Source organism: Phaeodactylibacter sp., from assembly GCF_040219495.1.
Classification (GTDB): domain Bacteria; phylum Bacteroidota; class Bacteroidia; order Chitinophagales; family Saprospiraceae; genus Phaeodactylibacter.
The window spans coordinates 94017-109040 of the sequence record NZ_JAVJSK010000137.1; the positions used below are offsets into that span (position 1 = coordinate 94017).

General features: G+C 50.3%; 14 protein-coding genes. 8 read left to right on the forward strand and 6 right to left on the reverse strand.

Annotation, left to right across the window (positions count from 1 at the left end; all coding sequences use genetic code 11):
- The first annotated feature begins 41 nt into the window (after positions 1 to 41).
- A complete protein-coding gene (locus RIC19_RS22210) occupies positions 42 to 890 on the forward strand; it encodes a universal stress protein (RefSeq protein ID WP_350180570.1) in 849 nt (282 codons plus the stop codon).
- On the opposite strand, the gene RIC19_RS22215 is transcribed toward RIC19_RS22210, so the two are convergent.
- A complete protein-coding gene (locus RIC19_RS22215) occupies positions 887 to 2875 on the reverse strand; it encodes a GAF domain-containing hybrid sensor histidine kinase/response regulator (protein WP_350180571.1) in 1989 nt (662 codons plus the stop codon). The two genes, RIC19_RS22210 and RIC19_RS22215, sit on opposite strands and share 4 nt — an antisense overlap.
- A 310-nt stretch (positions 2876 to 3185) precedes the next feature.
- A complete protein-coding gene (locus RIC19_RS22220; protein WP_350180572.1) occupies positions 3186 to 3695 on the reverse strand; it encodes a DinB family protein in 510 nt (169 codons plus the stop codon).
- Between the two features lie 424 nt (positions 3696 to 4119).
- On the opposite strand from RIC19_RS22220, the gene RIC19_RS22225 reads away from it, so the two are divergent.
- A complete protein-coding gene (locus RIC19_RS22225; RefSeq protein WP_350180573.1) occupies positions 4120 to 5997 on the forward strand; it encodes a patatin-like phospholipase family protein in 1878 nt (625 codons plus the stop codon).
- 228 nt (positions 5998 to 6225) lie between these two features.
- Here the strand turns inward: RIC19_RS22225 and RIC19_RS22230 are convergent, their stop codons facing one another.
- A complete protein-coding gene (locus tag RIC19_RS22230) occupies positions 6226 to 7362 on the reverse strand; it encodes a DUF4407 domain-containing protein (protein ID WP_350180574.1) in 1137 nt (378 codons plus the stop codon).
- 522 nt (positions 7363 to 7884) lie between these two features.
- Between RIC19_RS22230 and RIC19_RS22235 the strand changes: the two genes are divergently transcribed.
- Entirely contained in the window at positions 7885 to 8706 is an 822-nt protein-coding gene (locus RIC19_RS22235) for a hypothetical protein (RefSeq protein ID WP_350180575.1), read from the forward strand.
- 200 nt (positions 8707 to 8906) lie between these two features.
- On the opposite strand, the gene RIC19_RS22240 is transcribed toward RIC19_RS22235, so the two are convergent.
- Positions 8907 to 9170, reverse strand: coding sequence for a DUF202 domain-containing protein (locus RIC19_RS22240; protein WP_350180576.1), 264 nt, complete (start codon positions 9168 to 9170; stop codon positions 8907 to 8909).
- 373 nt (positions 9171 to 9543) lie between these two features.
- Here RIC19_RS22240 and RIC19_RS22245 point away from each other — a divergent pair, with 373 nt between their 5' ends.
- Genes RIC19_RS22245 through argB form a run of 5 tightly spaced genes read left to right on the forward strand, consistent with a single transcriptional unit; the run spans position 9544 to position 14037 of the window.
- Positions 9544 to 10125 (forward strand): GNAT family N-acetyltransferase, encoded by a 582-nt coding sequence (locus RIC19_RS22245; protein WP_350180577.1) that lies wholly within the window; start codon positions 9544 to 9546, stop codon positions 10123 to 10125.
- Between the two features lie 14 nt (positions 10126 to 10139).
- Positions 10140 to 11351, forward strand: a complete 1212-nt coding sequence (locus RIC19_RS22250; RefSeq protein ID WP_350180578.1) for an argininosuccinate synthase — start codon at positions 10140 to 10142, stop codon at positions 11349 to 11351.
- Positions 11344 to 12312, forward strand: coding sequence for an N-acetyl-gamma-glutamyl-phosphate reductase (gene argC / locus RIC19_RS22255; protein ID WP_350180579.1), 969 nt, complete (start codon positions 11344 to 11346; stop codon positions 12310 to 12312). The genes RIC19_RS22250 and argC overlap by 8 nt, the downstream gene beginning before the upstream one ends.
- Before the next feature lie 5 nt (positions 12313 to 12317).
- Positions 12318 to 13262, forward strand: a complete 945-nt coding sequence (locus tag RIC19_RS22260; RefSeq protein WP_350180580.1) for an N-acetylornithine carbamoyltransferase — start codon at positions 12318 to 12320, stop codon at positions 13260 to 13262.
- Between the two features lie 4 nt (positions 13263 to 13266).
- On the forward strand, positions 13267 to 14037 hold the full coding sequence (gene argB, locus RIC19_RS22265) for an acetylglutamate kinase (protein ID WP_350180581.1): 771 nt from the start codon (positions 13267 to 13269) through the stop codon (positions 14035 to 14037).
- A gap of 33 nt (positions 14038 to 14070) precedes the next feature.
- Here the strand turns inward: argB and RIC19_RS22270 are convergent, their stop codons facing one another.
- Together RIC19_RS22270 and RIC19_RS22275 are read right to left on the reverse strand one after the other, a co-directional pair.
- A complete protein-coding gene (locus RIC19_RS22270; protein ID WP_350180582.1) occupies positions 14071 to 14400 on the reverse strand; it encodes a HepT-like ribonuclease domain-containing protein in 330 nt (109 codons plus the stop codon).
- On the reverse strand, positions 14372 to 14698 hold the full coding sequence (locus tag RIC19_RS22275) for a nucleotidyltransferase family protein (RefSeq protein WP_282774331.1): 327 nt from the start codon (positions 14696 to 14698) through the stop codon (positions 14372 to 14374). Before RIC19_RS22275 ends, RIC19_RS22270 begins: the two co-directional genes overlap by 29 nt.
- Positions 14699 to 15024 lie beyond the last annotated feature (326 nt).

A 15024-nucleotide genomic window follows, 5' to 3' on the forward strand; every position in this document is an offset into this window, starting at 1 on the left:
GTCACCGAGGCTTGTCCTGACGCAAAAGAAACCAACTTGACATGAAAAAAATCCTTTTCCCTACTGACCTTTCTGCGGCAGCAGAACGTGCCTTTATCTATGCTTTGCACATTGCAGACAACATGGGCGCTGAGCTCATCACGCTGCACGTCTACCAAAAACCGGAGGTCAGAGGTGGAGGGCTGCCACATACGCTTTCTGAATTTTACGAAAGTTATGACCTGGACGAATTCGAGAATTTTAAGGACTCCATCCCCGTCCTTCGTAATATTCAGCGTAAGGAGGGCTTCGAGTCCCTCAGCGTACAGCATTTGCTGAAATCTGGGCGTACCGTGGAAACTGTGCTTCAGGTGGCCAATGAGGAAAAGGTGGACATGATTGTGATGGGCACGACCGGTGCGCGTGGATTAAAAGAAATTTTCATAGGCAGTGTAGCCGGGGAAGTCTTGGAAAATGGCAACTGCCCGGTTCTGGCTATTCCTGAAAAGGCAGAGTTCGATGGTAAAATCGATGATATCGCTTTTGCTGTAAATTATCAGGATGAAGAAGTTCAGGCCTTTGAGCAAATAGCAGAGCTATGCCGGGCTTTTAACGCCAAAATACACTGTTTGAATGTAGACCTTTCCCATACAGAGGGCTACCGGCATGAAATGGAGGAATTCAAGGCCAAACTTCCTGCGTATCCTAATATTGAGTTCGAAGTGCTGCAAAGCACGGATATCCGGGAGGGGCTAACCCAATATATGGAAACACATAAGGTAGACGTGCTGGTGATGGTTACCCATAAACGGAACTTCTTTCAGGAGCTCCTGCGGTACAGTCATGCCAAGGAAATGTCCTACCACTGCAACATGCCCCTGTTGTCTATCCCTGCGCATACTCTGGATTAACCGGCATCAAGCAGCATGTCTTGAATGCACTGAACCAGCACTGCTTCAGTGTAGGGCTTTGAGATGTAGTCATTCATACCAGCATCAATGCATTTAGACCGTTCGCCCACGAGTGAGTGGGCCGTGCAGGCAATAATTGGCGTCTCCACCTTCAGGGCTTTCCTGATTTGTGCTGTTGCCTCATAGCCATTCATCTTCGGCATCTGCAGGTCCATGAGTATGATATCGTAGGTATTGGCTTTAGCCATTTCGACTGCAGCTTCACCGTCTTCTGCAAAATCCACAAGAGCACCGTTGTTTTTCAGCGCAAACGCACCGAGCTTTTGATTGAGCTTATTGTCTTCTGCCAGCAGGATTTTGACGCCTGCCAGTTTCAATTCTGATGAGGTATTCATAGTAGACGTTTGATTTTTTGGTGCCTTTGCTACAGGCAGGTTGAGGTAACACCTGAAAGTAGTGCCTTCACCGAGTTTACTTTGTACTTCAATGCGCCCTGCATACAGTTCTACGAGCATTTTTACAATGCTCAGCCCCAGTCCGGTCCCGCCAAAAAGTACCTCCCTGGGTTGTTCGGCTTGCTCAAAGCGATTGAAAATCCGCTTGATGTCGGTTTCAGAAATGCCAATACCCGTGTCGGAAACCTTAAAGCACAGGCTGGCTTGTTCGTCATCTATATCTTCAACTTCTAGTTCTACCGATACCGACCCTTCCTGGGTAAACTTCACCGCGTTAGAGATGAGGTTGACCAGGATTTGGTGCAGGCGGGTGGGGTCTCCCAGGATGTATTCCGGGGCGTTCATATCGATACTTGCCTTGAGGCGGACCCCCTTCTCCTCCGCATTAGACTGGCTGAGCCTGAGGGCGTCCTGCAGGACTTTCCGTAGTTTAAGGGGTTTCGATTCCAGGTCAATCTTACCGGCCTCAATCTTTGAAAGGTCGAGGATATCATTGATGATAACGAGTAGATTGTTGCCCGCTACTGAGATGGCGTCGAGGTATTCTTTCTGCGTATCATCCAGTTTGGTACGCTCCATAAGGTCAGAAAAACCAATAATGGCATTCATGGGCGTCCTGATTTCGTGGCTCATGTTGGACAGGAAGATATCCTTATGGTGGATCGCTTTGTGCAGCGCAGCATTTTTCTCCTTGAGCGGGGTGATGTCATACGCGATGGCGAACATCTGACCGGCAGCGGGGTCCGGCTGGCAATTCCACTGTACCCAGATGTAAGACCCATCTTTTTGGCGCAGGCGGCTTTCAAATTCAACAGTCGGGATGCCTTTGTTGAGTTTGGCCAGCTGCTCATAGGCCCGCTCTTGATCATCGGGGTGGAAGTATTCCATTAATGGCGTGGAAAGCACTTCGGCTCTTTGCCAGCCTAGCTTTTTAGTAAAAAATGGATTGACCTCCTGGCAGATCCCCTGCATATCCACGATACACATCAGATTGAGCGATTCATCAAAAAAGCGTTTGTAAATATGCAGGCGATAGTTGACCTTACGGCAATCGATAAGGCTCATAGCGGTCTCGGCAAGTCCTTGCAGCAAGTCGATTTGCTCCGGAGTTACTTCCCGAGGCTTGTCGTCAATGACGCACAGAGTGCCCAGACTGAGCCCTTCCCGGTTGGTAATGGGGTGGCCCGCATAAAAACGGATGTTGGGGTTGCCGGTCACGAGCGGGTTATGCTCAAAGCGCTCATCCTGTTGAGCATCCTGGATGATTAGGGTTTTCCCGTCCACGATGGCGTACTGACAAAATGAAACCTCCCTGGGTGTGCCCTCTATGTCCAGCCCGACTTTGGATTTAAACCACTGCCGTTTGTCATCAAGCAGGGTGATTAATGCGATGGGGGCCTTAAAGATATGTGAGGCAATACGGGTCAGGTTATCAAAATCCTTTTCGGCAAGAGTATCCATGATATGGTAAGACTCCAGTGCCTTTAGGCGCTCGTCTTCGTTGGGTGGGATAGGTAAAGAGTCAGACATCATTGTGCATTTTGCAGTGTCAGGGGGGTCAGCTTTTTAAGACCATGTTGGGAGTTTGCTTTTGAATCACATAGCCAAAGCTACGCAACCGACCTGCCCGTGTCTCGTCGCCTGTGGGCTTTGGGCACCGGCGACCGTACAAGACTTTGGCAGACGGGAGAGCAACGAAGTACAGGGCGAAATTTGGCAAATACAGCCCAAAGGGTGAAATCCTAACGCGCTCTAATATAAGCAATATATCTTGTAAATGCACGGTGTGGATTTAGGTTCAATTTTGGCCGGATAAGCATGTTAATTTTGATCGCCACTATTACCGGCTGGCCCGGTGTGCTACAGTGGAGGGCGCGGTGCCGAACGCTTCAGGGAGTTTGAGGTTGGGCGCTACTATGGCGAGCCCGATTTTAATGATAGCCAGGTGGTGGATGGTATGCTCAATATTGTAGACCAATTCGCGCTCTAGGTTGGTAGCTACGGTGAAGGGTACTTGTGTTTGCTGCAAATCACGGCACTGGAGCTGCAAGGGGCGCGCCTGCTCCAATTGTTGCAATTGGTCACAGATATGGTCGATGCGCTTTAGCGCCTGCCCGGGATGGGTCTCAACTTCGGGCGACCGCTGCCGTTTGCTGTAATCAATTTCTCCGCCAGGCTGTTGACTCTGCGCAATCAGGCACTCAAAAAACTCTATGTAATGACGGGTATGCTGGCCTATAGAGCTGTCTTGTAGCAATGGGGGTTGTTCCGTATACTGACGGGGGGTCAGGTGGGGGAGGTAGCGTTCTGCCTGCCGGAGTATCTGGGCTGCAGCCTGACTTAAATTCATAGATTTTACTTTGATTGGTCACGCCAAATATACTCCTACCTTAGGTTGGATTTAAAAAATAGGATAGGTTTTTGATGGTCCCGGCAAATTATTGACGGGTATGGCAGTCTCCGCTTCTTTGCTGCCGAAGCGGTGGCCTTTTGGTCAAAAAGCGGCCTCTGATCCCTGGTTCGGTTTGCAGTAGCTCACTATTTTATTAATGCAAATTTCTTTATATTGCACATCACATCGCATTAAGCGACTGAGTAACGGAAAGCACCCGGGTATCTTTTAGCACGGGGCTTCCGAATCGATTTTTTGTCTGATTCCTACCCTTGAAAACACCGAATCTGACGCATTCAGAGGCGTACAGGTTATACCTGTTTTACGTCTTTATGCTACCTGCAGTGAAGGTTGACTATTAATTTGACTAAATCGATTGCTCATGGTTTTTGCTACGAAAAAAGAAGATGTATACCTGCTGCAAAAGGGGCTTAGTGAGATATTCGGAGAGTTTGACCAGGCCCTGCTTGATTACCTGAAGCCGCACATTCAATGGGTTAAGTTGCACGGTAGTGACTATCTCTTTCAGCAGGGAGATGAGGGGGACGCTGTATTTTTTCTGGTTCGGGGCCGGTTACTGGCCTTGCGCAGTACCAGCTGCGAGGAAACCCCCAATGAGGTACTTGGAGAGGTGGCAAGTGGCGAAGTAGTGGGGGAAATAGCTGTGCATTCAGAGGAGCCCCGAATGGCCAGCGTGCTTGCTATACGGGACAGCGTTCTTATCAAAGTATCAGCGGAAGCTTATTTCCAAACACTTCATCGTTTCCCCCAGTTAGGCCACCGGATCACGAAGCGCATCATCAAGCGGCTGCGTCGGGATGATGAACGCCAGAATCAGGTGAAACGCCCGGCTACCCTGTTTTTGCTTGCCCTTCATCAGCATGAAGACTTTGAGGCCTACCTTGGTCAACTGCAAGGTGCCCTGGAAAAAGTAGGGGACGTGGAGGTGATAACAGAAGATATGGTCCGTCAGGCACTGGGTACCAACAGTGAAGAATCCCTTGATCTGGCTTCTGAGCGGGTTGGGCATTGGTTGGATGAGCAGGAAGCGGCGCATGATTTTCTCCTTTATACGGGAAAGCCTGACCGCAAGGATTGGATCCTGAGATGTATGCGGCAATCTGATCAGATTTTGCTGTGGGCGCACTTCTCAGCGGATTTCGCCCTGACGCCATTGGAACAACAAATGGAAGCCGCCTTTTCATCAAGCATGGCGCCTAAGATATTGGTGCTGCAGCATCCGGTTGGGGCTCCATTTCCAAGAGGGACGGTGCGCTGGCTGGATCAGCGGCCCTGGCTCGACCGCCACTTCCACATTCGTCAGGATAACCCCCGTGATATCCCACGGCTGGCACGCAGTATATGTGGCAGTGCGATTGGCCTGACGCTGGCGGGCGGAGGCGCAAAAGGCTTCGCGCACATTGGTGTGTACCGGGCTTTACAAGAACAGAACGTGCCGGTAGATATCGTGGGAGGGACCAGCGCGGGCGCTATGCTGGCTGCGGTAATTTCTTTTGACCGCAATTATGAGCAGACCGACAAATGCCTTAAAAGAGCTGCATTACATAACCCTACCAAAGATTTAAACCTGCTGCCGTTGATTTCACTGATCAAAGGCAGGCGTTTCCGGGATATGATCAGCCAGGCTATTGAGTGCCTGACCGGCTACCCGGATGTGGACCTGGCTGATTCCTGGATCCCGCTCCACGTGGTGGTCAGCAATCTGAGCAAAGCCAGGGAGGAAGTCTTTACCCGCGGTTCGGCGGTCAGGCTGCTTACTGCATCCGGAGCCGTTCCCGGGGTATTCCCGCCAGTACCTCTGGGGGATGACCTGCTTGTGGACGGTGGGAACTTCAATAACTTCCCGGTAGACGTAATGCGCAAAATGGGCGCGGGATCAGTCATTGGCGTGGACTTTCTGCTCAGCAAAGACTATAAGCTTGATTTTGATGAGGCGCCAAGCTCTTGGCAGGTACTGAAGGATAAATTCCGGCGGAAAAACAAAAAGTACAAAATGCCTTCCATGACCAGCATTATTACTAAATCTTCTCTTTTGTACAGCACGGCGCGGCGTAAAGAGACCATCCAATACCTCGACGTTCATTTTAACCCTAACGTACAAAGGTTTGGTTTTGCTTCCTGGAAAGCCTACGAGCATATTCGGGACGAAGGTTATCACCATGCCATAGAAATACTTAACGCTTTGCCCCCGGAAGAATTAAAAGCCCTGCAGACTGCGGATAGCGCAAAGCAAGAGTAGGGTGGAGCGCTGCGGAGGGGGGCGTTATGCCCTCCCGCGGCGCAACATACACTTAGCGCATGTTCGGAGCTCGTTCCTATTGCAAATCAACGCTTTATGAACCCTGCAAAAATGCGGGGCAAGCTCTGACTTCCTCACTAAATTTTCATTTAGCCCGCTAAACTCAAATTTAGTGATTGCCAGAACCGCAAATCCTTGATTTTCACGACGAAACCGCGCTACAAGCTCTTAGCCTGCTTCCTTTAAAAAAGGAGGTTGCTCCCATTCCACCGGGGTATTTTCAATCGCTTCTTTTTTGCGGCGCAGGTAGGTATTGGTCAGTTCCTTTTCCACTTTGATTTCCTGTTGCGTCCGGTACACGCTCGTCTCGGTGTCAAACCGGACTTTGTTCCGGATCGAATTATTCCGTAAGCTGACTTTTTCAAAGTTGTCCATCTCAAACTCATGCTCATAGTTGTAGAGCAGGTAATCATAGGGGCTGCGCGGTGAAATCAGCTTGACAAAAATGGGTGCAGTTTCCACAGCGATGAACAGCAGCATAATGAAAATACTAGCCCAGTAAATCGCTTCACTTTCCTGCCCCAACCGGTGCAAGGCTTCCATGCGTGCCGCCATGCCCCCGTATGCGCCCCGGTCTAGTCCGGCAATATCAGCTTTCATCAGGCTGTCTAGCTCGGCTACGGCATCCTCTTGCTCGGCAATGAGGGGCAAAGCTCGCGCTTTAATGGCCTGTAATTCAGCTTCAGCTTTGTCGGCATTTGCCTTTTTTGCACGATAGATTGGGCCCAGGTTTTTGTTGCCGGAGCCTCCCGTGCCGTCGGCCTCCCGCAGAGCCATCAGAGCAAGCGTGTCACGCAAGGCTGCCTGTGTGTTGATTTCCAACTGCAAATCCTCCAGGCGCTTCTGATGGTTTTGCATAGAGGCCTGGTACCGCTCCTGAATGATCGCTTCCTGGTCTTTGTAGACCTCCTGCTCCATTACGAGGAGCTCCGCATTAATTTCTTTCTCAAAGATCTTTAATTCCAAAGGTTTGGAAATAACCAATGCTAAAAGCACCGCCATCAACAGGCGTGGAAATGCGATGGCGAAGTCTTTCCAAAAAGTGCCCCGCTTTTTCATACTGGCTACAATATAACGGTCGAGATTGAAGATCATCAAACCCCAAACCATACCGAATAAAAAGGCGAAAAAATAGTTATCAAAGACAGTATAAACGGCATACCCGGCAGAGAAAAATGCCAAAAGCCCTGTGAAAAGGACTGTGCCGCCAATGCCAATGAATTTATTTTCATCAGATGGGCACTTTTCCAGAATGGAGGTGTCTGTTCCGGAACAGTACAGTAAGAACTGCTTGATCTTGGTCATAGTCGGGTGGTTTATTTTGAACAACAGGCGGTTAACGCCATTTAGCGCCTCAATCTTACATCCGGAATGAAAAATTATCCACTTTTTTCGATAAACCCTGGATGACTTTAAGATGGAAGGCACTCATTTGCTTGATACTCGGTTCCTGCAATGCTTGATTTGACGTTTTCCGGGGGGGGCAGGTAAAGGGAAATATCGTTCTGAGCGGCGTGAGCGACCGCGCCTCCACCTCCAAACATACTCTCAGTACCCCTCCAAACATGCACGAAGCAGCTTTGTAGCATTTCGGGGCTTGTAAAGCATGGATTTACAGTGTTTTTGAGCTTAAAAAAGTCTCTAAAATTACTCCCGGGTACAATTCAAATACAACCATTTGGGGTATTGTTTTTCACAATGTCAAATTTAATAAGCAGAACGCCCTGATCGGCTGCATTATTTATCCTTAAATTTAATAGAAAAAGCACAATAAATTGAACGTTTTATTTAGTTTTGTATTCAAACTGAGAACAAAATAAAGAGAGAATGGAATTTAAACAGCTTTCCCCCCTAGAACTAAGGGATCTTATTAATAAGTACAATTCAGATCTGAGAAAATTACAGTATCAGGTTTTGAAAACACAGGCAATGATCGATGAGCTTGAAGGCTACGCCGCTCAGGCAGAGGAAGTATTAGGACTGGATTTATCGATCACAAAGGAAGCGCCAGAAGCAGCTCCGCCTGCACCGGCTAAAAAAGCACCGGCTAAAAAAGCAGCAGCTAAAAAAGCGCCAACGAAGAAAGCGCCTGAGGAAAAGGCAGTAGCTGAAAAAGCCCCCGAAAAAAAAGCAACAACAGAAACAGCGCCTGAGAAACCCAAGCGCCGCGGTCGCCCACCGGGGTCTAAAAACAAAAAGACGGCTGCTAAAAAAACAAAGAGCGCCGGTACCCAAACAAAAAGTAAAGGCCGTGGGCGCCCACCCGGCTCAAAAAATAAAAATAAACCTACCGCAAGTAAAGAGAAAACCAACAAAGCCACGGCTACCAAAAAAACGAGCCCTCCTGCTAAAGAGGATGACGCACCTGGCTATCGCCTGTCAAATTGGGATGACTTTGTATTGAACAGCATCAAGGAAAAGCAGAAAGTGCTAACGACTTCAGATCTGACCAAAATCGGCGTAGCTAACCCCGACATTAAACTGGGAGCTGCTCAGATTAAGACAAAACTGAACGCGAGCCTCCACAAGTTGGCGAACAAAAAAGAGCTGCTGGCAAAGGTGGAGCACTCTGGCCGAGGGTTTGCCTACGCCCTTCAGGAATGGGTGAGCAAGTCCGGAGAGTTGCCTAAAAAATATGTAGAAGATTAGAGTTTATTAATGCACCACGCCTGAGCAGGCGCGTGCAACTCACTTGCTGATACGACAAAGCCACACTTCGGACATCCGGGTGTGGCTTTTTGTGTAAAAACAAAACCCCTGCAGCCATGAGCCACAGAGGTTTTTGTTCCTTAAAAAGTAGTTTGGTACCCCAAATATAGGGTTTGTGCCAACAAAAAGCAACTACGATGTCACAGTTGGTAAAATTTCTTGATGTGCTTGCGGACATAAATGAGCCGGGCAGTACCTACGGACAGGATGATGGGCGATAGCGCCAGTAAAAACCATCCCAAAGGACGGATTTCTTCCAGTGCTGCCATTTCCAGGATCGCAAAGCCTGCGCTCAGAAAAACAACGGCGGTACGAAAGTAAGCCAGGAAAGTACGCTCGTTGGCCAGCCGTGTACGTTCAATAGCCAAAATATCTCTGGTGATCAAAGTTGCCTTTTCACTCATTTTTTGCTGCAAAAATCCGGCTTTTGCGCATTCCCTTCAAGGCAGTAGATCACAAAAGGGCAACTTTTGAATTTTTTTGGGTATTTTTTGTATTTGTTTCAAAACTCAACTAGATTGCATCTGCAATGAATTATGGCGTAGCACATACCACCTTTTCTTCATCATTCCTGCCACCGTTCCCGGCAGGTGCTCGCCGACGTTCCCCTCGTCGCCCATAGGGGCGTCAACATCAACATATAACCCATTCAGGGTGAGGGTTTCTCCTTTGCCTCCCATTTTCCCTGGCGAAAGTTAAAACCAGATTTGTATCCATTGATCTGAAAAAACCATTTGGCTAATACACCGCCAAAAGTAAAATGTATCCATTTGACTCATGAAGTTTGATATCCAATTTGCTGATGCTTCCCACGAAGCCTACGCTGAAGAAATATGCCAGGAATATGCGGAATCGGCCCGCGCCCGGGGTACGGGTATCGCCAAGCGCGTACCTGAGTATATACGCACCAAAATGCAAAACGGCAACGCTGTGATCGCCCTGCACGAGGGGCAGGTCGCAGGCTTTTGTTACATCGAGGTCTGGGGCCACGACCGCTACGTTGCCAATTCTGGCCTGATCGTTTTCCCGCAGTACAGGCAGCATGGCCTGGCCCGGCAAATTAAAGGCAAAGCCTTTGAGTTGTCCCGGAATAAATACCCGCATGCCCGCCTGTTTGGTATCACCACGAGTATGGCCGTCATGCGCATCAACTCCGACCTGGGCTACCGTCCGGTGACTTTTTCCGAACTCACTCAGGACGATGCCTTCTGGGCCGGCTGCCAGTCTTGCCCTAATTATGACATCCTCGAACGCAATCAGCGGCAAATGTGCCTGTGCACGGCTATGCTCGCGCCTTCCAAAGAGGAGGCAGATGCCATGGCCTACGATATGACCGCTATGATTCTAAACCAACGTTAAATCCTTCAATAAACATGAGCCAACCACCTAAAGTGGTCCTCGCCTACAGCGGCGGCCTCGATACTTCTTTTTGCGTCAAGCACCTGACTGTAGATAAAGGCATGGAAGTGCATGCCCTTACGGTAAATACCGGCGGATTCTCCCCGGAAGAGCTGGAAGCGCTGGAACAGAAAGCCCTGCAGCTCGGCGCCGCATCTTACAAAGCTGTGGACGCCTTGCCCACCTACTACGATCAATGCCTGCGCTACCTCATTTACGGCAACGTGCTCCGCAATAACACCTACCCGCTGAGCGTAAGCGCGGAGCGGATGTTCCAGGCACTGGAGACCGTTAAATATGCCAACAGCCTGGGTGCGGATGCTGTCGCTCACGGCAGTACCGGCGCTGGTAATGATCAGGTGCGTTTTGACCTGGTCTTCGAAGTGCTGGGCAACAACCTGCAGGTGATCACCCCAATACGGGATATGCAGCTGTCCCGGCAGGAAGAAATTGACTACCTGAAAAAGTACGGCATCAACTGGCCCTGGGAGAAAGCAAAATACTCCATCAATCAGGGGGTCTGGGGTACAAGTGTTGGTGGCGCGGAGACCCTGACTTCGCATCAGACCCTGCCGGAAGAAGCTTACCCCAGCCCGCTGACGCAAAAGGAACCGGAGGAAGTAGCCCTGCATTTCAAAAAAGGGGAACTCACCGGACTGAACGGACATACTTACGAACATCCTCTGCAAGCCATTCAGGCCCTGCAAGAAAAAGCAGCCCCCTTTGCCATCGGGCGTGACATGCACGTAGGCGATACCATCATCGGCATTAAAGGCCGGGTAGGGTTCGAAGCCGCCGCACCGCTCATCATCATCAAAGCCCATCATTTACTGGAAAAGCACACGCTCACCAAGTGGCAGCAGTACTGGAAGGAGCAACTGGCCAATTGGTATGGTATGTTGTTGCACGAAGGCCAACTGCTGGAGCCGGTGATGCGCAATATCGAGACTTTCCTGACCGAAACACAGGCGACAGTAACCGGCAGCATTACCGTCAAACTCCATCCTTACCGCTTCGAGCTAATCGGTATTCAGTCAGATTACGATCTGATGAACAGTGGCTTCGGGCAATACGGCGAGATGAACAAGGCCTGGAGCGGGGAAGATGTCAAAGGCTTCACCAAAATCCTGTCGACTAACCTGAAAATCCACCATTTCGTACAGCAAAATGCACCAAAAGATGATTAACGCAGGCATCATAGGCGGAGCGGGCTACACAGCCGGAGAGCTGCTCCGCATTCTCATCAATCACCCGGATGTTGAAATCGCCTGGGTACAAAGCAATAGTCAGGCGGGCAAACCAGTCACCGCAGTGCATACCAGCCTGCTGGGCGAGACTTACCTCCATTTTCAGGCCGAAGCTGACTATGGCAGTGTGGATGTGCTCTTTCTATGCATGGGCCATGGCCGCTCGGCCAGCTTCCTTTCGGAAAATGAAGTGCCGGAGGAGGTCCGCATCGTCGATCTGAGCACGGACTTCCGGGCGGAAAGCGAAGACCACGACTTCGTATATGGCTTGCCCGAGCTGCAGCGCGACCGCATCCGCTCGGCTACGCGTATTGCCAACCCGGGCTGCTTTGCCACGGCGATTCAGCTGGCGCTGCTGCCTTTGGCTAAAAATGGCTTACTGGAGGATCATGTGCATGTACACGCCGTCACGGGCTCCACCGGGGCAGGGCAGGCGCCCACTCCTACTACGCACTTCAGCTGGCGCAATAATAATATCTCGATCTACAAGGCTTTCCGGCATCAGCATCTACAGGAAATTGGGCAGAGCGTACGCATGTTGCAGCCTGATTTTGATATGGACATCAACTTCCTGCCGCTGCGGGGCAACTTCCCCCGGGGTATTTACGCCAGTACTTACCTGTATACTGATCTAAAGGCGGTGAAAGCCACAGAGCTGTTTGAGGAATTTTATGCGGATTCTCCTTTCGTATTCTGCTCTCCCACCAATCCGGACCTCAAGCAGGTGGTGAATACCAACAAAGGGGTGCTTTACCTCGACTGGCATGAGGGCAAACTGTTGGTCGTTAGTATGATTGACAACCTGCTGAAAGGGGCTTCCGGGCAGGCGGTACAAAATATGAATCTGCTGTTTGGGCTGGACGAATCGGCTGGCCTGCGGCTCAAACCTTCTCAATTTTAAATCCTATGCAGCATTTTACCTCCGTACACGATGTAGCGGACCCGGCAGCGCTGGTCCAAAGTGCCCTGCAGCTCAAGCAAAGCCCGCCGGAAGACCTGCTTTCCATTGGGAAGCACAAGACGATGGTCCTCTTGTTTTTCAACCCCAGTCTCCGCACCCGCCTGAGCACGCAGAAAGCTGGCCTCAGCCTCGGCATGCAGGTGATGGTGCACAACGCCGGTCAGGGCTGGCAGCTGGAGTTTGAAGATGGGGCCATTATGAATGCCGATAAGGCAGAGCATGTGAAGGAAGCGGCGGGTGTCATCAGTCAGTATGCGGATATTATCGGTGTGCGCACCTTCCCCAGCCTGACAGACCGCGAGCGCGATTATCAGGATTTTATACTGGAGCAATTCAAAACGCATGCGAAAGTGCCGGTCCTCAGCCTGGAATCGGCTATCCGTCACCCCCTGCAGTCGCTGGCGGACTGGGTCACGATTGAAGAGCACCGGCCAACCCATCGCCCCAAAGTAGTACTTAGTTGGGCACCCCACCCGAAAGCCCTGCCCCAAGCCGTCGCTAACTCCTTCCTGGAGTGGATGCAGGTGGCCGATGTAGACCTTTGCCTGACCCATCCCGAAGGCTATGAACTGGCCCCGGAGTTTGTAGGCGATACGCCGGTCATTTATGATCAAAAGAAGGCTTTTGAAGGGGCCGACTTCGTATACGTCAAAAACTGGTCGCCTTACCAAGCTTACGGGCAGGTGCAAAATCAGGGCACCGACTGGATGATCAGCCCGGAAAAAATGGAGGGGACGAACAACGGCCGCTTCATGCACTGCCTGCCGGTACGCCGCAATGTGGTGGTGGCGGACGCTGTGATCGACAGCCCGCGCTCCCTGCATTTGCAGCAAAGCAACAACCGCACCTGGGCGGCGATGGCGGCGATTAAGGAATTACTGAAAAGCTAGAGAGATGCCAACACTTACTATCCTGAAAATCGGGGGCGCTCTGCTACAGGAGCCCGAAGCCCTCAGTGACTGCCTCCACTATCTCCACAAGCTGGAGGGGCATAAAATCCTGGTACACGGCGGTGGGCGGCGCGCCAGCCAAATCAGTAAAGCCCTCGGCATTACCCCGCGCATGCACGAAGGCCGACGCCTTACCGACGAGGCCACGCTGGAGGTGGTGACGATGGTCTACGCCGGGCTGGAAAACAAGCGCACCGTCGCCCAACTGCAAGCCCTCGGCTGCCCGGCCATCGGGCTGAGTGGGGCGGATGCAAATATTATCCTTTCGGAAAAACGGCGGGGCGGAGCTGTGGATTACGGCTATGCGGGGGACGTAATCAGCGTGCAGGCGGAGCAACTACAGGCTTTACTGAGCGCCGGCTTAGTCCCCGTCTGCTGCGCCATCACCCACGATGGGCAGGGACAGCTGCTCAACACGAATGCAGATACCATTGCCGCTTCCCTTGCTGCCGGGCTGGCACCTTATTACGAGGTGGAATTGCAGTACTGCTTTGAGCAGCCCGGTGTGATGCGGGATATCAAAGACCCGGCATCCCTCATCCCGTCCTTAAACCCAGACAGCTACGCTGCCTACCGGGCAGATGGTGTGATCGTAGACGGCATGGTGCCTAAATTGGATAACGCCTTCCGGGCGGTGCAGGCGGGGGCGAAGCGGGCGGTGATTGCGGATTTGGCGGGGTTGAAGGCTGGTGGGGGTACGGAGGTGGTTGACTAATCCATCTGTCTTGTTCCCCATCCATACCATTATTTATTTAATCTTCCTGATCTCTTTCTCCAGAATAGGAAGGTAGCGGGTAATGATAAGCCAAAGCACCTCATCTGAGACGGAATCGTATCCGTGAATTATCCGGTTTCGAGTATCTACGATTTTTCTGGAGTTACTGATTGAGATATTTGGATCTACCCTTAAAATTCGGCTCATAGCTTCGCCAATGATTTCAATATTTCGTTCTACAGCTCTTTTGGTCTTGATGTCTTTTTCAAATTCTGTATACGTGCCTGAGCTGGGAAGGAAATCATTTATCTCAGCAATCGCTTTTTCAATATCCTCAAGCCATACCTTTATTTCCTCTTGCATAAACGATGGCTTTTTGCTTGTTCACTAAACCTTTGAAAACTTTATTCCTAATGGAACGCTCTTCCAGCAGATCAATCTTTCTTTCAAATATTTTTTCTAGCTCAAACTTCAGATTGAAGTAGTTTTCTGCGTATTCGATAGGATCAGTTGAAGAGATAGAGACGACAAAATCAATATCGCTTTCTGGATTGAATTTAGAAGTTAAAATCGACCCAAAAACAGATAATTCATCGACTTCAAACAATGAGCACACCTCTTCCAGTACTTCACTTTGTTTGCGAATTAATTCTATACCCATCTCTTAACCTCTTTTAATTTGTTCTTCTACGCTATCGTCTATATTACTCCAAGCCCCAAATAAATCTTTCCACTCATGATCATTCCGTTTGTTTGTGGACTGATCTACATGAATACTTTCCGTGAGCTCCGCAATAAGCCTGAGGCGGAGGTCAATATTCAGGTGGCGTAGCATTGCCATATAATCCAGAACTAAGCGGTCTTCAGTTGACATAAGAAGTTGATTATGCTTTGGATATTAGACGATAACATACTGCTTAAGAACAGCTAGCGGCACCAAACAGTTCCCGCTTCTGCTCGCAGGCAGGAATTCAATCCATTATCTGC